Raw genomic sequence first — 22,953 nt, forward strand, 5'->3', positions numbered from 1 at the left:
ACAACAAGGGCAGCCGAAGCTGCCCTTGATGCTTTTTTTGGAGGTTCACCTTCGCGCTGGTGAGTTGCGCTTACGCGCTTACATCAGTAGATGCTCGCCAGCGTTGTCGCCGCCGAGAATGACATAGTTGACCTTGCGGATGTCCATGAGCTTGGTGCCGCCCGAGTAGCTGATGGAGGACTGAGTGTCCTGCTGCATTTCGATCAGCGTATTCATCAGCGGACCCTTGACGGGTTCCAGAATGCGCTTGCCTTCAACGTGCTTGTACTCGCCCTTGTTGAAGTCAGAGGCCGAGCCGTAATATTCCTTGAACAGCTTGCCATCCACTTCCACGGTTTTGCCTGGCGATTCTTCATGGCCTGCAAACAGCGAGCCAATCATGATCATGGTGGCTCCGAAACGGATGCTCTTGGCAATGTCGCCATGGCTGCGGATGCCGCCGTCGGCAATGATGGGCTTGGTCGCCACGCGGGCGCACCACTTGAGCGCCGATAGCTGCCAGCCGCCCGTGCCAAAGCCGGTCTTGAGCTTGGTGATACACACCTTGCCGGGGCCTACACCCACCTTGGTGGCATCGGCACCCCAATTTTCCAGGTCGATCACGGCTTCGGGTGTTGCCACGTTGCCAGCAATCACAAAGGCCGCGGGGATCTTGGCCTTGATGTACTGGATCATGTTCTTCACGCTCTCGGCATGGCCGTGGGCAATGTCGATAGTGATGTATTCGGGGCAGATGCCGTCTGCGACAAAGCTGTCGACCGTGTCGTAGTCGGGTTGCTTGACGCCCAGAGAGATCGAGGCGAACAGACCCTTGGACTGCATGTCCTTGGTGAAGGCCACGTTGTCGATGTCAAAACGGTGCATCACATAGAAGAAACCGTTTTGTGCCAGATAAGTGCAGATCTTCTCGTCCACCACCGTTTTCATGTTGGCAGGCACCACGGGCAGTTTGAAACTGCGGTTGCCCAGCACCACGCTGGTGTCACATTCCGAACGGCTTTCCACGCGGCACATGCGGGGAAGCAGAAGAATGTTGTCGTAGTCGAAGATTTCCATGGTTCCAAGCTCCGGAAAAGGTCACGGTGGGAATCTCACCCACCTCAATTTTCAAGGATAGGCGCTTGGCTTGGAGCCCGGTTTTTGGCAGTGCTGGCATGCAGCAGGCAAAAAAAACCGGACCACAAGAAGCTTGGGCCCGGTGATTGATTCTATATGGAGCTGATCAAAAGCGGATGTTCACATAAACTTATGAGGGTTATATGCAATTTCGTATAGAACCTGTCTCGGAGTTTTTAAGCCTATGGGCCATAGGCGCGCATGAAGGTTTCAACCGCCCGTTCGCTGATCTGGATGATCTCTTCGGGCGTCGGGGCAGGCAGATGCTGAAACACAAAGCGCGGCAAAAGCTCGGCTTCAAGCAAGGCCAGCAGCTGGTGCATCATGATTTCGGGATCGGCCGCGCGCAGCAGTTGGCGCTCAATGCCCAGTTGCAGAAAATCCTTGATGGCTGCATTTCCCCTCGCAGGCCCCATTTCCCAGCAGCGCTGGCCGATATTGGAGCGTCCGCCTTCTGAGACCAGCAGGCGGCGCACAGCCATCACATTGGGCGAATACAGCAGGCCCAGAAAACGCTGACCAAAGTCTCGCAGCGTCTGCGCCGCATCGTCGCCGGGCGTTTGCAGCGCCAGCATGGTGTTCTGAAAGTCGGCTTCAGAGGCCTGAAACATCACCTCCAGAAACAGCGCTTCTTTCGACGGGAAATAGTTGTACAGCGTGGCCTTGGAGCCGCCCAGCCGCGTGCAGATCTCGGACATCGACGTGCGCTCAAAGCCCAGCTCGCCAAAGGTGGCTGCGGCGACATCAATGATGGCTTGTCGCTTTTCCTCCGTTTTGGTACGCATGAGGAGAAATGTCCTTGGGTTGATGTGATGTCTTTCAGTGTATCGCTTGCGATTGAAATACTCTAAAACATATACTGTACCGTACAGTTCATTATTAAAGTATTTCAATGACAACACGCATCGCACCGGCGCTGGAGGGTCACCCGCGCATCCGCCAGGGCTGGCTGATCCTGGGCTTGCCCATCTTGCTGGCCGCCTGCGCTCAGGTTCCTGAATGGAGTGGAAAAGCATCGCTGACTCAGCCTGTGCCAGATGCTTTGCAGGCTGCGCGCAATACCCCGCGCATGGACTGGCCGACGCAGCAATGGTGGCAACGCTATGGCGATGCACAGCTTGACCAGTTGATTGCGGAAGCCCTGGAAACCGCACCAGACATGGCCGCTGCCGCAGCCCGCGTGCGACAGGCCAAGGCCATGCTGGGCGTGCGCGAATCGGCCAGCGCGCCGCAGCTGTCGGCCCGCGCATCGGCCAGTGAAGACAAGCTCAGCTACAACCACCTGAGCCCAGATGCCTTTACGCCGCGTGGCATGAATGACTATGGTCGCGCCACGCTGGATTTGAGCTGGTCGCTGGATTTGTGGGGCAAGCAGCGTGCAGCAGTTGCAGCTGCTGTCGGTGAGCTGGCTGCCCGCGAGGCCGATGCCGCGCAGGCTCGCCTGCTGTTGTCCAGCAACGTGGCCAGTGCCTATGCGCAGTTGCTGCGTCTGGCTGCGAATGAGCAGACGCTGGAGCAGTCCATCAAAGTGCGTCAGGCCACGGCCAACCTGTTTGCTGAACGCTATGCCAATGGGCTGGAAAACAAGGGCAGCGTACACAGTGCGAATGCAAGACTGGCAGCCGCCCGTGCTGAGCTGTCGCAAATGCAGGAGCAGGTGGCTCTGCAGCGCAACAGCATTGCTGCTTTGATGGGCGCTGCGCCTGACCGTGGTGCCCATATTCAGATTGACACTCAGCGCCTGCAGTCACTGTGGCAGCAACGCTGGGCCTTGCCAGAGCAACTGTCCGCGAACTTGCTGGGCCGTCGGCCCGTGTGGTGGCGGCACGGCTGCAGGCGCAGTCGCTGGAATCGCGCGTAGCTGCGCAGCAGGCCGAGTTTTATCCCGATGTGAACTTGAGCGCCTTTATCGGCGTGCAGTCGCTGGGGCTGGACATGTTGACCAAGAGCGGCTCCAGCATTGCCAGCATTGGCCCGGCTATCAGCCTGCCCATCTTCAACGGCGGCCGTTTGCGTTCTGAACTGGGCGCGGCCCGTGCCCGTTATGACGAAGCCGCAGCGCAGTACCACAGCACGCTCAACCGTGCCTTGCAGGAAGTGGCAGACAACGCCACCAGCCAGCGCGCATTGCAGCAGCAATTGACGGCCATGGAGCAAGCCGTAGAAGCAGCGACTGAAGCGCAACGCGTGGCTAGAAACCGCTATGAAGGCGGGCTGGCGCGTTACCTCGATGTTCTGTCGGCGGAAGACCAGTTGCTGGCCAGCGTGCGCCAGCTGGTCGATGTGCAGTCGCGTGCATTGACGCTGGACATTGCTCTGCACCGTGCACTGGGCGGCGGCTGGAGCGAAGACGCCAGCGCGCAAAAGGCGGCTGAGCAGCCCCAGGCCTGATCGATTTCTAGAACTGAATAATTCCAAGGTTTTGTATGACTGAAAACGCTTCTTCCGTGAGCGAAAATTCTGCTGTCCGCGTGCAGCGCCGTAACAAGCTGCTTGGTGGTCTGGCCGCTGTGGTCATCGTCGCGGGCATTGCTGCGGGTGCCTATTGGTGGCTGCATTCCTCCCACTTTGTCTCTACCGACAATGCCTATGCGGCGGCCGAGGTGGCGCAGGTCACTCCATCGGTGGGCGGCACGGTGTTGGAGGTGCTGGTCAAGGACACGCAGGCGGTGAGAAAAGGCGATGTGCTGGTGCGCATCGACCCCACAGACGCCAAGCTGGCACTGGCGCAAGCCGAAGCAGAACTGGCCCGTGCCACACGCCGTGTGAAAGGCTATGTGGCCAATGATGGCGGGCTGAAAGCGCAGGTTACAGCACGCGAAGCGGATGAAAAACGCGCCGCTGCCCAGTTGCTGGCCGCGCAGGCGGATATGGAGCGCGCCACCATTGATTTGAAGCGCCGTGAAGCGCTGGCCCAGAGTGGCTCGGTCTCTGGTGAGGAATTGACACAGGCGCAGAACGCCTTTGCCGCCGCCAAGGCGCAGCAGGCATCGGCGGTGGCAGCGCAGGCGCAGGCCAAGGCCAACCGCGAAGCCGCCATTGGCGCCAAGCAGGTCAACGCCACGCTGATTGAAGGCGCAGATGGCGAGAGCAATCCCGAGGTGCTGCTGGCGCAGGCCCGCCGTGATCAAGCTCAGGTTGATCTGGATCGCACCACGGTGCTTGCTCCCGTCGATGGCGTGGTGGCCAAGCGCAGCGTGCAGATTGGTCAGCGCGTGCAGGCCGGTGCAGCGCTGATGGCTGTGGTGCCTGTGCAGCAAATTTATGTCGATGCCAACTTCAAGGAAGGTCAGCTGGGCAAGGTGCGCGTGGGCCAGCAGGTGGAGTTGCAGGCGGATCTGTACAGCAGCGACGTGAAGTACAAGGGCACGATCGTGGGCTTCAGCGGTGGCTCTGGCTCGGCCTTTGCCGCCATTCCCGCGCAGAACGCCACAGGCAACTGGATCAAGGTGGTGCAGCGTCTGCCGGTGCGCATTCAGTTGGAGCCGGCTGAGCTGCAAAAGAACCCGTTGCGCGTAGGCCTGTCCATGCATGTGACGGTGGATACACGCACCGGCCCTGCCGATGGCGCTGGCGTGGCGGCCGCTCAGTGAGCTTGTTGTTATGAGCGATCACCACGGAAATTCTGTGCAGGCCAGCCCTGTGCCAGCAGCAGGGGCTGATGCCCCTGCCGTGCCCATGGCACCCGGCATGGTGCCGCTGACAGACGGCACGCTCTGGCTGGCCGCGCTGGTGCTGGCGGCGGCCAACTTCATGGCCGTGCTGGACATGACGGTGGCCAATGTCTCCGTGCCCAGCATTGCGGGCAATCTGGGGGCCACGACCAGCCAAGGGACCTGGGTCATCACCAGCTACGCCGTGGCTGAAGCGATTACTGTGCCTCTCACCGGCTGGCTGGCCTCGCGCTTTGGCGCGGTGCGCGTGTTTGCCACTTCCATGGCGTTGTTTGGTCTGGCATCGCTGCTGTGCGGCATGGCCAATTCGCTGGGCATGCTGGTGTTTGCGCGCATTTTGCAGGGTCTGGCCGGTGGCCCGCTGATGCCGCTGTCTCAGTCACTGCTGCTGCGCATCTTCCCGCCGCGCATGGCTCCGGCGGCCATTGGCCTGTGGTCCATGACCACGTTGATTGCGCCCGTTCTTGGCCCCATCGTGGGCGGCTGGATTTGCGATGAATACACCTGGCACTGGATCTTTCTGATCAACATCCCGGTGGCGCTGGTCTGTGCTTTTGCCGTGTGGCACCTGGTGCGGCGCTATGAGCAGCCACTGCTCAAGAACCCCATAGACACCGTGGGCCTGCTGCTGCTCATCGTCTGGGTGGGGTCATTGCAGCTGATGCTGGATGAGGGCAAGAACCTGGACTGGTTTGCCTCGCCCATGATCGTGGCACTGGCCGTGGTCGCCGTGGTGGGCTTTGCCGCCTTCATGATCTGGGAGCTGCATGCCGAGCACCCGATTGTGGATTTGCGGGTGTTCAGGCACAGAGGCTTCTCCATGGCGGTGCTCACCATCAGTCTGGCGTTTGCGGCCTTTTTTGCGGTCAACGTGCTCACGCCGCTGTGGCTGCAAAGCTTCATGGGCTACACCGCCACGCTGGCGGGCATGGTGACGGCCTGGACGGGGCTGTTTGCGCTGTTTGTCGCACCTGCCGCCGCAGGGCTGTCCGCCAAGATGGACCCGCGCAAGCTGATCTTCGGTGGTGTGTTCTGGATGGGTGTCATCACCTGCTGGCGCGCGTTTGCGACCACTGACATGGGCTACTGGGACATTGCCCTGCCGCTGATGTTCATGGGCTTTGGCCTGCCGTTCTTCTTCATCCCTACCACCGGGCTGGCGCTGGCCAGCGTGGAGCCGCATGAGATGGATAACGCGGCCGGGCTGATGAACTTTCTGCGCACCCTGTCGGGCGCTGCGGCAGTGTCGGTGGTCAACACCGCATGGGAGAACGGCACCACGCGCAACCATGCCGAACTGGTGGGCCTGAGCGACCGCAGTGGCGAGGTATTGCAGGGCCTGCAGCAGTCGGGCATGAGCCCGGATGCGTCGCTCTCGGCCTTCGATCACCTCATCACCAGCCAGAGCGTGATGCTGGCCACCAATCAGATCATGTTCATCATTGCTGGTGGATTTATTCTGGCGGCCTGTGCGATCTGGCTGGCACCCAAGCCGACACGCGTCGTGGAACCGGGAGCCGGAGGGCACTAAGTGCTTTTTAGTGCTCGTTGAATTGATAGCTGCTTGCGCTTGATTGACATCGGTTTCAGGCCTTAAGAGGCTTAAAACCCATACAAATCAATCGCAAGCAGCTTTTCTTTTTATAGCGTAATGGAGCAGTAAATCGCAGGGAGTCGCCAGCATTTCTACAATGGCGCTCTATGTTCCCGATCGACCTGCTTGACTCCGCGCCAGAAGATGCAAATTCTGGCACCAACCCCGCATCCAACTCGCCCCTGCTGGCGGGCCTCAACGATGAGCAACTGGCGGCTGTAACGCTGCCTGCGGGCCATGCGCTGATCTTGGCGGGCGCTGGCTCGGGCAAGACCCGCGTGCTCACCACGCGCATTGCCTGGCTGCTGCAGACCGGGCAGGCCACGCCCGGCTCCATCCTGGCCGTGACCTTTACGAACAAGGCCGCCAAAGAGATGCTGCTGCGCCTGTCGAGCATGCTGCCTTACAACGTGCGCGGCATGTGGATTGGCACCTTCCACGGTCTGTGCAACCGTATGCTGCGCGCCCACTATCAGGCCGCCAAGCTGCCGCAGGCGTTTCAGATTCTGGATACGCAAGACCAGCTCTCGGCCATCAAGCGCCTGTGCAAACAGTTCAATGTGGATGACGAGCGCTTTCCGCCCAAGCAGCTGATGTACTTCATCGCGGGCTGCAAGGAGGAAGGCATGCGCCCCGCCGATGTGGTGGCCACCGACCCCGATACGCGCAAAAAGGTGGAGTTGTACCAGCTCTACGAAGAGCAATGCCAGCGCGAAGGCGTGGTGGATTTTGGCGAGCTGATGCTGCGCAGCTTCGAGTTGCTGCGTGACGATGTGCATCTGCGCCAGCACTACCAGCGCCGCTTTCAGCACATCTTGGTCGACGAGTTTCAGGACACCAACAAGCTGCAATACCAGTGGCTCAAGCAACTGGCGGGCGAGGCCGATGGCGGCCGCTATGTCTCGCAATCCAGCGTGATTGCCGTGGGCGACGATGACCAGAGCATCTACGCCTTTCGCGGTGCGCGCGTGGGCAATATGGCCGACTTCATTCGCGAGTTTGGTGTCAAAAACCAGATCAAGCTGGAGCAGAACTACCGCAGTTACAGCAATATCCTGGACTGCGCCAATGCGCTGATTAGCCACAACAGCAACCGCTTGGGCAAGAACCTGCGCACCACGCAGGGGCCGGGCGAGCCGGTGCGCATTTACGAGTCCCCCAGCGACCTCGCCGAAGCGGCGTGGATGGTTGACGAGATCAAGCAGCTGGTCAAAAACGACGGCTTCAAGCGCCAGGAAATTGCCGTGCTTTACCGCAGCAATGCGCAAAGCCGGGTGATTGAGTCGGCGCTGTTCAACGCCTCCATTCCCTACCGCGTGTACGGCGGTCTGCGCTTTTTTGAGCGCGCGGAAATCAAGCACGCGCTGGCGTATCTGCGCTTGCTGGAGAACCCGCACGACGAGACCAGTTTCTTGCGCGTGGTGAACTTCCCCGCACGCGGCATTGGTGCGCGCACGATCGAGGTCCTGCAGGACACGGCGCGCGGCAGCGGTTGCTCCTTGAATGATGCGGTGACGGCCGTAGGGGGCTCAGCCGGTACCAAGCTGCAGGGCTTTGTGGCCAAGCTTGATGTGCTGCGCGAGCAGACGCAGGGCAAGACGCTGCGCGAAATCATCGAAACGGTGCAAGAGCAAAGCGGCCTGATCGAGCATTACCGCAATGAAAAAGAAGGTGCCGACCGCATCGAAAACTTGCAGGAACTGGTGACGGCTGCCGAGAGCTTTGTCACGCAAGAAGGCTTTGGCCGCGATGCCGTGGCCTTGCCGGTGGATGCGCAGGAGATTCTGCCCGGTGCCAACCTGTCGCAAAGTCCGGCGAGCCAGGGGCTTGACCCGAATGCTCCGCTGCTGGATGAAGCCTTGAAGGCACCCGCTGGCACGGCGGCATCCATGGTTAATGAAGACACGGGCGAGACCATGTCGCCGTTGGCAGCTTTTCTTTCCCATGCTTCGCTGGAAGCCGGTGACAACCAGGCCCAGGCCGGGCAGGACGCGGTGCAGTTGATGACGGTGCATGCCTCCAAGGGCCTGGAGTTTGATGCCGTGTTCATTGGCGGCGTGGAGGAAGGCCTGTTTCCTCACGAGAACGCCATGATGGACCGTGGCGGTATCGAAGAAGAACGCCGCCTGGCTTATGTGGCCATCACCCGTGCCCGCAAGCGTCTGTACCTGAGCCATTCGCAGACACGCATGTTGCATGGCCAGACGCGCTATAACACCAAGAGCCGCTTCTTTGACGAATTGCCAGAGGAAGCTCTGAAATGGATCACGCCCAAGCAAAGCGGCTTTGGCAGTTTTACTCCTAATTCGGGTGCAGGTGGCTCTTATGGATCAAGGGCTGGAGGCCAGTTTGGCTCCAACTGGGGCAGCAAACAGACAGACGTTTTCGCCAGCCCGCCCGTGCCCAAGCAAAAGGCCGAGCCGTCGCATGGCATGAAGGCGGGCATTGCGGTGTTCCACAACAAGTTCGGTGAGGGCAAGGTCCTGGCTGTCGAGGGCCAGGGCGACGATGCGCGCGCCCAGGTCAGCTTTGGCCGTCACGGCACCAAGTGGCTGGCGTTGTCGATTGCCAAGCTGACGATTGTGGATTGAGTCTCTGAAGTCTTCAGGCATGAAAAAGCCGCCGCCTTTTTGCAAGGCTGCGGCTTTTTCTTTGAGGCTTGGGCGCTTATTTGGCGCTGAGCTTCATCTGTGCGGGCGAGGCCGTGATGTAACCCACAGCGGCACCGAACTTGTCCTTGTAGTTGCTCTTGAGCAGCGGGTCGAGCTGGGTCTTGACGGTGGCATGGATGCTGCCCCAGTCGCCAGCGTGCTGGAAGTTGCTCATGATGTAGGTCCAGCCGTTGATCTCGTCCACGGCATGCAGACCGGTGGATTCACCGCCCGCGGGCACGGACAGCACGCGCGACAGCTGCTTGGTGTCCACGTTGTAGGCCCACATGAAATTGTTGACGTGCTGGCTGCTGTCCTCGCCGATGAACAGAGTGCGCATTTTTTCCGAGAACTTGAGGTTGTCGGGGTTGGCAATCTTGTTCGGGTTGGCGGTGTTGCCCAGAGCGTCGCCCTTGAGGGTTTTGCCATCGCTGTCCAGCAGATCTTCGCCGGCCAGCAGAGGGGCGGTGTCCACAGGCATCCATTCGCTGTTGATGGCTGCGCCGTCGGTGTCCTTCTGGGCACCCTTGAGGTTCAGCGCCATCACCACGCCAGCCACCAGTTGCTTGGGTACGGAGACGCCATTGCCGGGCACGTTGGCAGCGTTGCCAGCCACCATGGAGGACTGCACGTTCTGCAGCGCAGAGTAGGCAATCTTGTCCTTGGCATTGACGGTCGTGCCTTCCATCTTGGTGAAGCCCAGACTGGCGCCCTTGAAGGCGGCATAGCGGTGGGTTTCGAGGAAGGCGGCGGCCTTGTCCATGCCGGGGTTGATCTTGATCCACTCGGTCTTGCCGTTGGCCACGATCTTGGTGTAGCTGGAGTCGCTGGGGTCGGTCTTGGCCACGGTCATGATGTCCGTGGGCTTGAGCGTGTTGGCCAGGTTCTCGATTTCGGCGCTGGTCGCCGATCCCAGCTTGATCCAGGTCAGAGCTGCCGTGCTCTTGGCGGCGGGATCGATGGAGAAACCGGCACCAACCTTGGCGACATACAGCGAGCCCGAGGACAGATCCTTTTCCTTGTCAGCCACAAACACGAAGTAACCGCTGTTGGTGGCGTCATCACCCATGAGTGCGGTGCGCTGGTCGGGCATGACCTGCACGAGTTCGTGCGAGATGCGGCCCATGCAGAAATGCTTTTTGATCGTGGCGGTGCCGTCGACGTTGACGATCACTTCGGGCATGTGGCCGTAGTGATAGGGGTTGGCCTTGTTCGCATCGCCATAGAGGTTCTGGCTGTAGGCCTGGAACATGGCGTTGCTGGCGATGCTGAAGGCATCAGGCTCGTACTCTTCCGAGGACAGGTGTGTACCCCAGGGAGAGAGGCTGGCGCCGCAGGTGATCCACAGACCATGGACCTTGGAGGTGTCCACGTTATGGTATTTCACCAGGCTCAGTTTGCCGGTGGTCTGGTCCTGGTCCAGTGTCACCACGGCGATGGGCGAGGGCAGCTTGCCGTACATATCGGTCTTGCTGTCCTGGGCCAGTGTGGTGTATTCGAACTGCACCACGGCAAACACGGGCTGGCCCTTGACGCCATCTACCTTGGCGTTGGGTACGGTCAGCAGCGAGGTGCCGTCGGGCGAATCGGAGAAGAACTGGCGCTCTTTGCCGGAGACGGTTCTGTCGATGATCTTGTTGTTGAAGATGTCGAAATAGCCACCGGAGAGAATCTTGCCGCCCTTGCCGTCAGAGACCTCGTCGCCAGTCACGAAGAAGGGCTGGTAACCCAGGTCGTAGGCTTGCTCGCTCTTGTCGTCAAAAGTGACTTTTAGCTGCGATGCGACATACATGGTGGCCATATTGGCCGGCGTGGTCAGCGTGGGGGCAGCCATGCTGGTAAAAGTTGCCGAGACATAGTTCTTGGTGACCGGCGGAGTGATCGGCGTCGTGCTGTCATCATCGCCACCACCACAAGCGGCCAGCAGGCTGGAAGCCGAAATGGCCGAGCCCAGGGGGAGCAGAGGAGCGCCGGTAAACAGTTGCAGGGCCTTACGACGGCTGAGCAGATTTTGTGCCATGAGAGTTTCGCAGTGTGGGGTGGAGCGCAGACTTGTGGGCCGCGCTTAATTGGATGAATGCCAAGGCATGAGATGCGCGCTTTGGTCAGTCCTGCGAATCCTAGGAAACAAATATGACAGTGGAATGGCTGCTTGATGACGCTCTGATGAATGCCCTGTGGCGAGGCGACGCGGGTGCCGAGGCCATGAAAAAAGCCCCGGCTTTTGGCCGAGGCTGGTGATGGCTAATGCGCCAGATGTTTACAGATCGGAAGGCGGCGCTGCGTTGGACGTGGAGTCGATCAGAGACGGGTCGGCATCGGGTGGGCTGAAACTGTCGCGGAAGGAAAACACGATGGAGGTGAAAAACACTGCAGCCAGGGCCAGCGCCGTCGCCACCATCAGCCCGCCTGCAATGCTGCCGATGAGCGCAGCCAGAATGCCGGTGACGATGGCCAACACCATGCCGGTTGCGATGAAGACGCCGACCCAGCACACGCCAAAGACAAAGTACGCGCCGATATTGCGGATGCAGCCGACAAAGCTGAAAAACAGCGATTTGACGGGGCTGATGCCATGCCAGTGAATGAGGGCAGGGGCATGCCAGAAAGCCAGCGACAGAGGCAGGTAAAGGCACATGCTCAGCCACATGGCGGACTGGAACTCGGGCTCTTCGGCCAGCTCGCGGGTCATGGGGGTCTGCCCTAGATAGACGCTGGCGAAGTTGCCGCCATCCACAATGGTGGAGGCACCGATGATGAGCAGAAAGCCTGCGGCGTACATACCGCCCAGCATCAACATGGAATGCAGGTGCTGGCTGCCGGAGCGAAACGACACCAGCAGCAATGCGGGCGTGGGCTTGCGGCCGTGGGCGGCTTCGGAGGCCGCAACCATCATGGTCAGCGAGATGCAGGGCAGCAGTGCCAGAGCGAGAACAGGGCCGATCAGCGGCAGGGCCGAGATCAGCGACATGCTGGCCATGCCGAGAAAGAACAGGGCGGCCAAAGCCAGAGGCTGGCTTTTGAACGTGCGCAGACCTTGGAGCACCCACTGAAGACCAGTGCGGGCGGGAACGATTTGAAGTTTCATGGAAGAGGCTGAAATACTTTTGCGAGAGCGTGCAAAAGTCGCTTCTTGCACTGTACCCGAGACGGCTTTACGGGGCCATTAATAGCCCCGTAGCACTTTGCAGCTTGGGAGTAGGGCTCGGCGCTTAGTCCAGCGTCAGTGGGTGGGCAATGCGCTGGCTCAGCACGCGCTCGAAGTGCGTGGGGTCATGGGGCTGGAGCAAGGCCGCTTCACGCGGCAGATAGAAGTCCCAGAGGCGAGAGATCCAGAAGCGCAGCGCGCCAGCACGCAGCTGGGCGTTGAGCAGTTCACGCTCGGCAGCCGACAATGGGCGTACGGCCTGGTAGGCCGCGAGCATGGCTTTGGCGCGCGCGGCATCGTGTGCACCTGTTGCGTGATCGATACACCAGTCGTTCAGGCAGACGGCCAGATCGAAGAGCCAGGTGTCCACGCCCGCGAAGTAGAAGTCGAAAAAGCCGGTCAGCTTGTCGCCTTCAAACATCACGTTGTCGCGGAACAGATCGGCGTGGATGGGGCCGCGCGGCAGGGCCGCATAGGCCGCCGATGCGGCAATGTGGTTCTGATAGGCCAGCTCTGCACGCAGCAGGCCCGCTTTTTGCTCGTCCAGATGCGGCAGGACCACAGGCACGGTCTCATTCCACCAGGGCAGGCCGCGCAGATTGGGCTGGTTGCGTTCATAGTTCTGACCAGCCAGATGCATGCGCGCCAGCATGTCGCCTACAGCGGCGCAGTGCACGGGCTGGGGAGTCAGCTGGCTCTTGCCAGCCAGGCGGTTGACGATGGCGGCGGGCTTGCCGCAGACCTTGAGCAGAATGTCGCCGCTGCGTGTTTCGCCTTGCGGGTCTGGCACGGGGATGCCGGCCTGCGCCAGATGCTTCATCAGGTACAGGTAAAACGGCAACTGCTCAAAGCTCAGACGCTCGAACAAAGTCAGCACGTACTCCCCCTGATCCGTTGTCAGAAAGTAGTTGGTGTTTTCAATGCCGCCCTGAATGCCGCGCAATTCTTTGAACGAGCCAAGGGACAGGCGGCGCAGCAGGTCGCGCGCATCTTTATCGGAAACTTCGGTGAAAACAGCCATGGTGAATGCGCCGGCCTGTGACAGTCGGCCGAGCTAACAGGTGATGGGTTCTATACGCAACAGGGCAGTGCGGTGCGGCACTGCCCTGTCATGAATGGGGGAAAAGCGCGCGGCGCTTCAGAATTTGAGGAAATTCCAGACGCGGGTGCCTGTGGTGTCGCCGCTGTTGTTGTCGCGGTTGCGGGCAGCGCGGGCGCCGTCGTTGGACTGCACCTCGTACTCGGGCATGGAGCCCACCTTGGGCTGCACGGTAATGCTCTGGGTCTGGCCGCCCACACGGGTCTCATCAACACGGCTGCCTGCGTCTTCCACGCGGATATGTTCAATCCGCTGGTTGTGCTTGCCGGTGGCCGCGGAGTTGTCCTGCTGGCCTTGAGGCGCAGGAGCTGCCACGGCTTGGGCAGGTTCAGAAGTGGAGGTCTGGGCCAGAACAGATCCGGCAGCCAGGCTCAGAATGATGAAAAGTGGTGCAGCGCGCATGATGGTTCGATTGTAGGGCGACTTCGAATTCTCCCACTATGCTCTGTCCGTCTTTGCAGCCGGGCCCTGCGCAAGCGGGCACGCGTGCACAATTCGGGGTATGAGTAATTCCAAGACCCTGGTGCTGGTGGACGGCTCCAGCTACCTTTACCGCGCCTACCATGCCATGCCTGACCTGCGGGCCATTCCCGGCGACCCGGCCAGCCCCGCCACGGGCGCCATTCGCGGCATGGTGAACATGATGCAGGCGCTGAGGAAGGATGTGCAGGGCGACTATGCGGTGTGCGTGTTTGATACCTCAGGCCCTACCTTCCGCGATGCCATGTACGACCAGTACAAGGCCACGCGCTCGCCCATGCCCGACGATCTGCGCAGCCAGATCGAGCCCATCCACGAAGTGGTGAAGCTGCTGGGCTGGAAAGTGGTGGCTGTGCCCGGCGTCGAAGCCGACGACGTGATCGCCACGCTGGCGCAGATGGCGGCGGCCCAGGGCATCAATGTCATCGTCTCCAGCGGAGACAAGGACCTGAGCCAACTGGTCAACGAACACGTCACCATCATCGACACCATGAACGGCAAAAAGCGCGACGTGGCCGGGGTGACCGCCGAGTTTGGCGTGCCCCCGTCGTTGATGGTCGACTTTCAGGCGCTGGTGGGCGATACCGTGGACAACGTTCCCGGTGTCACCAAGGTCGGCCCGAAGACCGCTGCCAAATGGCTGGAAGAGCACGGCACACTAGAAAATTTGATAGCTAATGCCGCAGGCATCAAAGGTGTTGCAGGCCAAAACCTGCGTGATGCGATTGCCAGCGGCCAGCTGGCACTGAGTCGCCAGCTGGTGACCATGAAGACCGACTGTGATCTGGCCGACTACATCGGCGGCCTGCCCCAGCTGGACGACGTGGTCCTGGCCGAGCCTGACAATGCGGCGCTGGTGCCGTTTTATGAAAAATATGGCTTCAAGAGCCTGGCGCGTGCGCTGGGTGCTAGGGCTTCTGAAGCACTTCCCGCAAAAGCCGCCAAGCCTGCCAAGACCAGCAAGGTTGACACTGCCCAGGGCGGCCTGTTCGACGTGGATGACGCACAAGCCACTGAAGTGGCTGTGGCCGCCCAACAGCGCGACGTGGTCTACACCACCATCTTGACGGAAGCGCAACTGGATGAATGGCTGGCCAAGATCCACGCCGCCGAGCTGACCGCCATCGACACCGAAACCGATTCGCTGGATGAAATGCGGGCGCAGATCGTCGGCATCAGCTTCAGCGTGGCCATTGGCGAAGCCGCTTACATTCCGCTGCGCCACGAAGGCATGGACGTGCCCGAGCAGCTGGACATGAACAGCGTGCTGGCCAAGCTCAAGCCCTGGCTGGAAGACGGCAGCAAAAAGAAGCTGGGCCAGCATGTCAAATACGACCAGCATGTGTTTGCCAACCATGGCATCACCGTGCGCGGCTATGCGCACGACACCATGCTGCAAAGCTATGTGCTGGAAGCCGATCGCCCCCACAACCTGACCAGTCTGGCGCTGCGCCACACCGGCCGCACCGGCATCAGTTACGAAGACCTGTGCGGCAAGGGCAAGGGCCAGATTCCGTTTGCGCAGGTGCCGGTCGACAAGGCGGCGGCTTATAGCTGTGAAGATTCGGACCAGACACTGAACGTGCATCAAGTGCTGTGGCCGCAGATTCAGGCCAATGCCGGACTGCTGCATATTTATGAGCTGGAAATGCAGACCAGCGAAGCGCTGTTTCGCATTGAGCGCAACGGCGTGCGCATTGATGCGGGCGAGCTGGCACGCCAGAGCAATGATCTGGGTGCGCGCATCTTGAAGTTGGAAGAAGAGGCCTACGAAATTGCGGGCCAGCCCTTCAATCTGGCCAGCCCCAAGCAACTGGGCGAAATCTTCTTCGACAAGCTGGGCATGCCCGTGGTGAAGAAAACCGCCACTGGCGCGCGCAGCACCGACGAAGAAGTGTTGGAAAAGTTGGCGGAGGACTACCCGCTGCCCGCCAAGCTGCTGGAGCACCGCAGCCTGTCCAAGCTCAAGGGCACTTACACCGACAAGCTGGCGCAGATGGCCTTGCCCACCGACGGCCGTGTCCACACCCACTATGCGCAGGCTGTGGCGGTGACCGGGCGCTTGTCCAGCAACGATCCGAATTTGCAGAATATTCCCGTGCGCACCCCCGAAGGTCGCCGCGTGCGCGAAGCCTTTGTCGCGCCTGAGGGCAAGCTGATTGCCAGCGCAGATTACTCACAGATCGAGCTGCGCATCATGGCCCACCTCTCGGGCGACGAGGCCTTGCTCAATGCCTTCAAAAACGGGCTGGACGTGCACCGCGCCACGGCCGCCGAAGTGTTTGGCGTGACGGTGGACGAAGTCAGCAGCGAGCAGCGCCGCTACGCCAAGGTCATCAACTTTGGCCTGATCTACGGCATGAGCAGCTTTGGCCTGGCCAAGAATCTGGGTATAGAGACCAAGGCCGCCGCTGCATACATCGACAAATACTTTCAGCGCTACCCCGGCGTGAAACGCTATATGGACCAGACCGTGGAGCTGGCCCATGCCCAAGGCTATGTCGAGACCGTTTTCGGTCGCCGCCTGGTACTGCCTGAAATCAACGGCGGCAACGGCCCGCGCAAGAAAGCGGCAGAACGAGCGGCCATCAACGCCCCCATGCAAGGTACAGCGGCGGACTTGATCAAGAAGGCCATGGTCGCCGTACAAGCCCGGCTGGATGCGGAAAAGCCCGAGGTGCTGGTCATCATGCAGGTGCATGACGAACTGGTGTTCGAGCTGCCCGAGTCGGCCAGGGACTGGGTGAAGGCCGAAATCCCCGCCATCATGGCCGGCGTGGCCGATCTGGCCGTGCCGCTGCTGGCCGAGATCGGCTTTGGCGAGAACTGGGAAAAAGCGCATTGATGCGCTTTTCACTACAGGCTCACTGAGCCTTTCACGCCAAAGCGCTTTTAAATAGTGAGCTTTTAGTGCAAGAAAACAGGGCACTTCAGATGATTTCATGTCTGAAGTGCCTTATTTACATGCGCTGGCAGCTACTGAAATGATTTGAGGATTCTTTGTTCAAAGACTTTGCAATGACACCCGCCGTACGCATGGGGCTATCCATTTCGGTAGCTACCGGCTTGTACGGCATTTCTTTTGGCGCATTGTCCGTGGCGGCGGGGCTCAATATCTGGCAGACCATGGCGTTGAGCGCATTGATGTTCACGGGCGGCTCGCAGTTCGCATTTATCGGCGTGATCGCTGGTGGTGGCAGTGGTCTGGCGGCCGTGGGGGCCGCCACGTTGCTGGGTGTGCGCAATGCGATTTACGGCATGCAGATGAGCCGCTTGCTGAGCGTTAAAGGGCTGCCGCGCTGGCTGGCTGCGCACTGGACGATTGATGAGTCTGCGGCAACCGCATCCGGGCAGGATGAGCTGGGTGAGCAGCGTCGTGGTTTCTGGGTGGCTGGTGCGGGTGTGTTTTTACTGTGGAACCTGTTTACCTTGCTGGGCGCGCTGATGGGCAATGCGCTGGGCGATACGCGTCGCTTTGGACTGGATGGTGCGGCGGTGGCCGCCTTTCTGGGTTTGCTCTGGCCGCGCCTGAATGCGCGCGAACCGGTGGCTCTGGCGCTGGCTTGCGGGCTGGTGACGGCGATTGCCATTCCTGTGGTGCCGGCAGGTGTGCCCATTTTGCTGGCTGCCGCCGTGGGGGCCCTCTGGGGCTGGGTCAGACCCTCGGAGGCAGAGCAATGACGCTGCCTCTAACTTTGTCGTTATGGCAATGGATTTTGCTGGCCTGCGCGCTGGCTTTTGTGACCAAGCTGCTGGGCTACAGCTTGCCGGAGCGCTGGATGCGCAACCCGCGCATGGCTCAGGTAGCGGCCAGCTTGACGGTGGCGCTGCTGGCTGCGCTGACGGTGATGAATACCGTGGCCAGTGGCACGCAGCTGGCGCTGGATGCCCGTCTGGGCGCCTTGCTGGTGGCTGCGATGGCACTGTGGTTGCGCGCCCCATTCTTGCTGGTTGTGGTGCTGGGGGCTGCAGCTTCGGCGCTGCTGCGCTGGCTGGCTTGAATGAGCAGGCTTTAGACTGCAGGGCGCAGGCGGCTGGCTGATTGCGCTGCCGTGGCTTGAGATTCCATCAACCAGAGGAGGATTCATGAAGTACGAAGACATCGCTCAGGATATGAAGGGCCTGCTTGGCGCCCATGCCGACGCTCCACCCAGTCGCCGCGCTGCGTTGAGGGCCGCGCTGGGCGCGGGACTTGGCGTGGGTTATGCCAGCGTGGCCGGGCCGGTGATGGCACAGACGGCGATCAAGACCTCTGCCGAGGGCCTGACGGCGGGCGAGGTGAGTATTGATGTCCACGGCTTCAAGCTGCCAGCCTATCGCGCCGCGCCTGCGGGCAAAAAGAATCTGCCGGTGGTGCTGGTGATTTCTGAAATCTTTGGGGTGCATGAATACATTGCAGATACCTGCCGCCGACTGGCACGCGCAGGCTATATGGCGATTGCGCCAGATTTGTTTGTACGCCAGGGCGACCCCATGGCCTATGGCGAGATGGCCAAGCTGATGAGCGAGGTGATTGCCAAGGTGCCTGATGCGCAGGCGATGGGTGATCTGGATGCGGCGGTGCAATGGGCCAGTGCCAATGGAGGCGATGTGAGCAAACTGGCCATTACCGGTTTTTGCTGGGGTGGACGCATTACCTGGCTGTATGCCGCGCATGGCCCGGTCAAGGCGGCCGTGGCCTGGTATGGGCGTCTGCAGGGTAACAAGAATGAGCTGCAGCCCACGTATCCGATTGATCTGGTTGCGAAGCTCAAGGCCCCGGTGCTGGGTCTGTATGGCGGCAAGGACACGGGCATTCCGCAAGAGTCGGTCGATGCGATGAAGGCCGCACTCAAGAGCGGATCTGCGGCGGCCAAGGCTTCTGAGTTTGTGATCTACCCCGATGCGCCCCATGCTTTTCATGCGGATTACCGTCCCAGCTACCGTGAGCAGGCGGCGCAGGACGGATGGGCGCACATGCTGAGCTGGTTCCAGAAGCAAGGCGTGGCCTGATTTTGTGATCGGGGGGGTTGACAGCTTTGCTAAGGTGAAAGAAGTCCCGGGGCGTGATCCATGCATGATGCGCAACCGGGGCTGACGGTATGGGGATAGTCAGATGGAGCCGCTCAGGCTGTCACATTCTGCGAAAATCCCCGTGTTTCGCCTGTAAAGGTTGCAGTTAAGCCACATAAAGCTATGACATTGGTAGCAATTATTCTGGCCACCCTGGCTGCTGGTATCGGCAGTGTCTGGGTGGCCGCGTTGTTAATGAGCCTCGGAGGAGGTCGCACGCCCGGGGTCATGCCTCAGCGCCTGCTCAGCCTTGCTGCGGGCGCATTGCTGGCTACGGCCTTCATGCATTTGTTGCCCGAAGCGTTTGAAAGCCACGGCAAGGCGCACGACCTGTTTGTGGTGCTGTTGGTCGGGCTGGTGTTTTTCTTTCTGCTGTCCAAGGCCGAGTTGTGGCACCACGGCCATGAGCATTCGCATGGTCATGACCACGGACATGTGGATGCGCATGAGCAGGGCGATCATTCGCATGATCACCACGAGTCTCATGGTCACGCGCATACCAAGGGCGGCTGGGCCATTCTGACGGGCGACAGCGTGCATTGCTTTGGCGATGGGGTGCTGATTGCATCGGCCTTCATGGCGGATATTCGTCTGGGTCTGATTGCCGCTTTGTCGGTACTGGCTCACGAAGTGCCTCACCACATGGGTGACATCGTGGTGCTGCGCCAGTCCAGCAGCAACCGCCGCGTGGCCTTGATCAAAGTGTCCATGGCCGGGGCCGTGACCACGCTGGGCGGTGTGGCGGGCTACTTCCTTATCGGCCAGCTGCATGATTTGCTGCCGTACTTTCTGACGATTGCATCGAGCAGCTTTATCTATGTGGCCCTGGCTGACTTGATTCCTCAGCTGCAAAAACGGTTGAGTGCCAAAGAAACGGCTGCGCAAGTCTTCTGGCTGCTGGTGGGCATTGTGGTGGTGACGGTGATGAGTGGTGCGGCCCACAATCATGCGCATGATCACGAACATGACCATGCACATGAAGGCGTACCAGAGGCCGTGCATTCACACGATGCCGAGAAAAAACACACGCATTGATAGCGCGTCCCACCCCCAATAAAAAACCGGCTCGATGAGGCCGGTTTTTTATTGGGGGGAGAAGCGGGTCAAGCCCCGTCTTTGAGTTCGATCTTGACGAGCGCCAGCTGGCGGCGCGAGACGGGCAGCAGTTCTGGTATGCCTTGCAGGCGCAGGCCCCAGCCTTCGCCTTCCTCGGGGTCGTCATATTTTTCCAGCCCGCGCAGGGCGGCACGCAGCACCAGTGCGTTGCGGTGAATGCGCAGAAACTGCTCGCAGTGGCGGGTTTCGAGATCGGCCAGCGCGCCATCCAGAATGTAGTTGCGCTGCACGGTGCGCACGGTGATGTATTTTTGCTCGGCCTTGAGGTAGCGCACTTCAGACAGCGGCAGCCGCAGCGTGCCGCCGCGCTCTTGAATCAGCAGTACGGGGCCGCTTTCCACCACGCTTCGGGTGCTGAGCGCGCGCTCTGCTTTTTGCAGGGATTGCTGCAGGCGCTCCAGTCGCACAGGCTTGGTCAGGTAGTCCACGGCATCGAGCTCAAAGGCTTGCACGGCGTGGTTGGCGTGGGCCGTCACAAACACAATGGCGGGCGGGTTGGGCATGCTGCTCAGCGTCTGCGCAAACTGCAGGCCGTCCTGGCCGGGCATGTGAATATCCAGCAGCACCAGCTGCACGTGCGTGGGCTGTGCAGCTTGCAAAAGGCGCAGGGCTTGCTGGGCATCGGCTGCTTCTTGCACCGGATGCGGGCCATGGGCGCAGTCGCTCAGCAGAGTACGTAGCCTTCCCCGGGCCAGAGCTTCGTCATCAACAATCAGAATGTGCATGGCGCGATTCTCCCGGGTTTAAGCGGTCTGCGGCAAAGGCACGCTCAGGCGCACCACATACAGCCCGTCGCGCGCGCGGGCGCTGAAGCTGCCTTGCAGATCGTGCAGCAGCGACAGTCTGGCCCTGACGTTATCCAGCGCAATGCCGTTGCCTGAGGTCGAAGAGGCCGACGGCGTGGGCGGTATGGTGTTGATGATTTGAATCAAGGCCTCGTTGCCCCGCTTTTCCGTGCGCACCTGCAGCTTGCCGCCACGCGGGTTGGGCTCCACGCCGTGGCGAATGGCGTTTTCAACCAGGGGTTGCAGCAGCAGCGGTGGCAGCAGTGCACTGTGCACGTTTTCGTCCAGTTGCCACTGAATTTGCAGGCGCTCGCCAAAGCGCACCTGCTCTATGGACAGGTAGCGCTGGGCCAGCTCAATCTCTTGCGCCAGCGTGGTGGTGAGATTGGGCTCGGCCAGCGCGTAGCGAAACAGGTCGCTCAAATCTTCCAGCAGCGCCTCGGCCTTGGCTGGTTCGGCGCGCACCAGAGCGATGGCGCTGTTGAGGGTGTTGAACAGAAAGTGCGGGCGTATGCGCGATTGCAGCTCGGTCAGGCGGGCCTGTGTCTGCGCGGGCGTGTTGCCGCGAGCGCGTAGTACCAGCGCTGTCACCAGCAAGGCGGCCAGCAGGCCGCCGGTGACTGCGCTGGCCAGCCAGGGGGCTTTTCCAATGCCGACAAACTCCAGCATTGCGCAGGCATAAAGCCCGGCAAGCGCGCCCAGCAGAACCCCTGCCAGATATTGGCCGCGTGTGCCCAGCCGCTGCAACTGGTGCTTGAGGCTGCAGGCCGTAATCAGCCAGACCAGGGTGCCGGGCAGGCAGGCACCGGTGAGCAGGGCGGCGGAGGAAAACCACTCCCAGATTGAATCCGCACCGTAAATAGCGACGGTGGCCACCACAACTTGCACAAACAGCACGGCACGCAGCACCACGCCGGCATTGCAGGCATCAAACACCAGCGCGCTGCGTGGCGAGAGGGGGTGAGCGGTGACAGGGGAAATGGGCACAGGCTGTTTGAAGCGGGATGATGCCTTGGATTATTGGCCGATAGCCTTGCGTGCAGGCGCAATCAGACCCTTGTCAGCCCGATATGTGTCGGTTTGTTGCATCAGCCCTTGCGCTGCCGCAGTACTTGGTTAAGCGGTTTTCACGGCCTTGAAGCGTTTGAGCGACCAGACCACGCCAGCCAGAATCAGAGCTATAGGCGCCAGCTCGCTGGCCTGCGGCAGGCGTTGCTCATACAGGTAGTGGTAGGCCAGTGCAAATAGCGTCTCAAACACCAGCAACTGACCGACAAAGGTGATGGGCAGGCGCTCGCTGGCGGCATTCCACATCCAGTTGCCCAGCCATGACGAAAAGATGGCTACAGCCAGATTCAGCAGCCAGAACATCTGCCAGCGCGCGGGTGCAATGGTGGGTACATCGGCGTGGGCATCGGTCTCGGGCGACATCAGCCACAGCAAGGCCCAGAGCAGGGCGCTGATCAGGCCCACCACCAATCCCCACAGCGTGGACCATTGCGTGCCATTGAACTGGCTTTGCGCCAGATAGCGGGTGTTGTCCAGCGCATAGCGGCTCCAGCAGATCACGGCCAGAACTGCCAGCAGCACGCCCAGCAGATAGCGGCTCTGGCTGCCCTCAGGCACCGCAGTCAATGCGTGGGCGTTGATGAGCACAATGCCGGCCAGAATCAGTGCTATGGGTGCCAGCATGCGGCGCAGCGGAATCGCACCGCTGGTGTTGCGGCCCAGTAGTGGCACGGTGACAGGCACCAGCCCCACGATCAGCGATGTGACGGCCATGCCAATCCACTGCACCGAGGTGGCGACGAGTGCGAAATACACCACGTTGCCGGTCAGGGCCAGCCAGATCAGGTGCCAGATGTCGGCTTTTTTCAGCTTGGGCAGCAGTTGAGCCGCCTGAGGCAAAAAAATAAACAGGGCCACCACGCCATACAGCACGAAGCGGCCAAAGGTGATCTGCAGCGGAGAGAACTCCGGCAGCATGGCCGGAACCAGAAAAATAGCGCCCCAGAGCGCGCAGGCGGCCAGCGCAAAGCCAAAGCCAGAAATCAGGGAGGAACGGGAGTGCATGCTGGGGCGGCGCACAGTCCTTGAAGGCTGCGGCCAGTGAGAAAGAAAGCGAAGACGGCGCGATTTTCTGCGCAAGTCAAAAACCAGAGCACAGCAGCCAGATTCACAGGATTTAGGTTGAATTGCCTTGTAACGCTTATGTATAAAGCGATTGAAGCTATTGAA

At 60.6% G+C, this 22,953-nt stretch carries 19 protein-coding genes; 10 read left to right on the forward strand and 9 right to left on the reverse strand.

What is annotated here, in order from left to right:
- Positions 1–78: 78 nt before the first annotated feature.
- Both HF327_RS10690 and HF327_RS10695 read right to left on the reverse strand, forming a co-directional pair.
- Positions 79–1,056, reverse strand: a complete 978-nt coding sequence (locus HF327_RS10690; protein ID WP_169108212.1) for a GMP reductase — start codon at positions 1,054–1,056, stop codon at positions 79–81.
- Positions 1,057–1,298: 242 nt separating this feature from the next.
- Positions 1,299–1,901, reverse strand: coding sequence for a TetR/AcrR family transcriptional regulator (locus HF327_RS10695; protein WP_169108213.1), 603 nt, complete (start codon positions 1,899–1,901; stop codon positions 1,299–1,301).
- Positions 1,902–2,008: 107 nt separating this feature from the next.
- Here HF327_RS10695 and HF327_RS22460 point away from each other — a divergent pair, with 107 nt between their 5' ends.
- From HF327_RS22460 to HF327_RS10715, 5 genes are all read left to right on the forward strand, one after another.
- Positions 2,009–2,977, forward strand: coding sequence for a TolC family protein (locus HF327_RS22460; protein ID WP_236024140.1), 969 nt, complete (start codon positions 2,009–2,011; stop codon positions 2,975–2,977).
- Positions 2,935–3,507, forward strand: a complete 573-nt coding sequence (locus HF327_RS22465) for a TolC family protein (RefSeq protein WP_328701771.1) — start codon at positions 2,935–2,937, stop codon at positions 3,505–3,507. Before HF327_RS22460 ends, HF327_RS22465 begins: the two co-directional genes overlap by 43 nt.
- Before the next feature lie 35 nt (positions 3,508–3,542).
- Positions 3,543–4,709 (forward strand): HlyD family secretion protein, encoded by a 1,167-nt coding sequence (locus tag HF327_RS10705; protein WP_169108214.1) that lies wholly within the window; start codon positions 3,543–3,545, stop codon positions 4,707–4,709.
- A gap of 85 nt (positions 4,710–4,794) precedes the next feature.
- Positions 4,795–6,321, forward strand: a complete 1,527-nt coding sequence (locus HF327_RS10710) for a DHA2 family efflux MFS transporter permease subunit (protein WP_198460471.1) — start codon at positions 4,795–4,797, stop codon at positions 6,319–6,321.
- A gap of 170 nt (positions 6,322–6,491) precedes the next feature.
- Positions 6,492–8,975 (forward strand): UvrD-helicase domain-containing protein, encoded by a 2,484-nt coding sequence (locus HF327_RS10715; protein ID WP_169108216.1) that lies wholly within the window; start codon positions 6,492–6,494, stop codon positions 8,973–8,975.
- Positions 8,976–9,051: 76 nt separating this feature from the next.
- On the opposite strand, the gene HF327_RS10720 is transcribed toward HF327_RS10715, so the two are convergent.
- The 4 genes from HF327_RS10720 to HF327_RS10735 form a co-directional block, all read right to left on the reverse strand.
- Positions 9,052–11,055, reverse strand: coding sequence for a PhoX family protein (locus HF327_RS10720; protein ID WP_169108217.1), 2,004 nt, complete (start codon positions 11,053–11,055; stop codon positions 9,052–9,054).
- 240 nt (positions 11,056–11,295) lie between these two features.
- A complete protein-coding gene (locus HF327_RS10725; RefSeq protein WP_169108218.1) occupies positions 11,296–12,123 on the reverse strand; it encodes a BPSS1780 family membrane protein in 828 nt (275 codons plus the stop codon).
- A gap of 124 nt (positions 12,124–12,247) precedes the next feature.
- Complete coding sequence (locus tag HF327_RS10730) at positions 12,248–13,204, reverse strand: homoserine kinase (protein WP_169108219.1); 957 nt, start codon at positions 13,202–13,204, stop codon at positions 12,248–12,250.
- 117 nt (positions 13,205–13,321) lie between these two features.
- Positions 13,322–13,684: a hypothetical protein gene (locus HF327_RS10735; RefSeq protein WP_169108220.1), complete on the reverse strand. Its 363-nt coding sequence runs from the start codon at positions 13,682–13,684 to the stop codon at positions 13,322–13,324.
- A gap of 100 nt (positions 13,685–13,784) precedes the next feature.
- Here HF327_RS10735 and polA point away from each other — a divergent pair, with 100 nt between their 5' ends.
- The 5 genes from polA (at position 13,785) to HF327_RS10760 (ending at position 19,849) form a co-directional block, all read left to right on the forward strand.
- On the forward strand, positions 13,785–16,607 hold the full coding sequence (gene polA, locus HF327_RS10740; RefSeq protein ID WP_169108221.1) for a DNA polymerase I: 2,823 nt from the start codon (positions 13,785–13,787) through the stop codon (positions 16,605–16,607).
- Positions 16,608–16,780: 173 nt separating this feature from the next.
- Positions 16,781–17,443 carry an AzlC family ABC transporter permease gene (locus HF327_RS10745; protein WP_169108222.1) on the forward strand — a complete coding sequence of 221 codons (663 nt, stop codon included), beginning with the start codon at positions 16,781–16,783 and terminating at the stop codon, positions 17,441–17,443.
- The gene (locus HF327_RS10750; protein WP_198460464.1) at positions 17,440–17,763 is read left to right on the forward strand and encodes an AzlD domain-containing protein; all 324 of its coding nucleotides are present in this window, start codon (positions 17,440–17,442) and stop codon (positions 17,761–17,763) included. Before HF327_RS10745 ends, HF327_RS10750 begins: the two co-directional genes overlap by 4 nt.
- 85 nt (positions 17,764–17,848) lie before the next feature.
- Positions 17,849–18,754 carry a dienelactone hydrolase family protein gene (locus HF327_RS10755; RefSeq protein ID WP_169108223.1) on the forward strand — a complete coding sequence of 302 codons (906 nt, stop codon included), beginning with the start codon at positions 17,849–17,851 and terminating at the stop codon, positions 18,752–18,754.
- A 183-nt stretch (positions 18,755–18,937) separates the two neighbouring features.
- Complete coding sequence (locus HF327_RS10760) at positions 18,938–19,849, forward strand: ZIP family metal transporter (protein ID WP_169108224.1); 912 nt, start codon at positions 18,938–18,940, stop codon at positions 19,847–19,849.
- 68 nt (positions 19,850–19,917) lie between these two features.
- Here HF327_RS10760 and HF327_RS10765 read toward each other — a convergent pair whose 3' ends face one another.
- The 3 genes from HF327_RS10765 to HF327_RS10775 form a co-directional block, all read right to left on the reverse strand.
- Entirely contained in the window at positions 19,918–20,655 is a 738-nt protein-coding gene (locus HF327_RS10765) for a LytR/AlgR family response regulator transcription factor (protein ID WP_169108225.1), read from the reverse strand.
- Positions 20,656–20,673: 18 nt separating this feature from the next.
- Positions 20,674–21,702, reverse strand: coding sequence for a sensor histidine kinase (locus HF327_RS10770; protein ID WP_169108226.1), 1,029 nt, complete (start codon positions 21,700–21,702; stop codon positions 20,674–20,676).
- A 129-nt stretch (positions 21,703–21,831) separates the two neighbouring features.
- Entirely contained in the window at positions 21,832–22,788 is a 957-nt protein-coding gene (locus HF327_RS10775; RefSeq protein ID WP_169108227.1) for a DMT family transporter, read from the reverse strand.
- Positions 22,789–22,953: the final 165 nt, after the last annotated feature.

It is taken from the genome of Comamonas suwonensis, assembly GCF_012844455.2.
In the GTDB taxonomy this organism is placed as follows: domain Bacteria; phylum Pseudomonadota; class Gammaproteobacteria; order Burkholderiales; family Burkholderiaceae_C; genus Comamonas; species Comamonas suwonensis.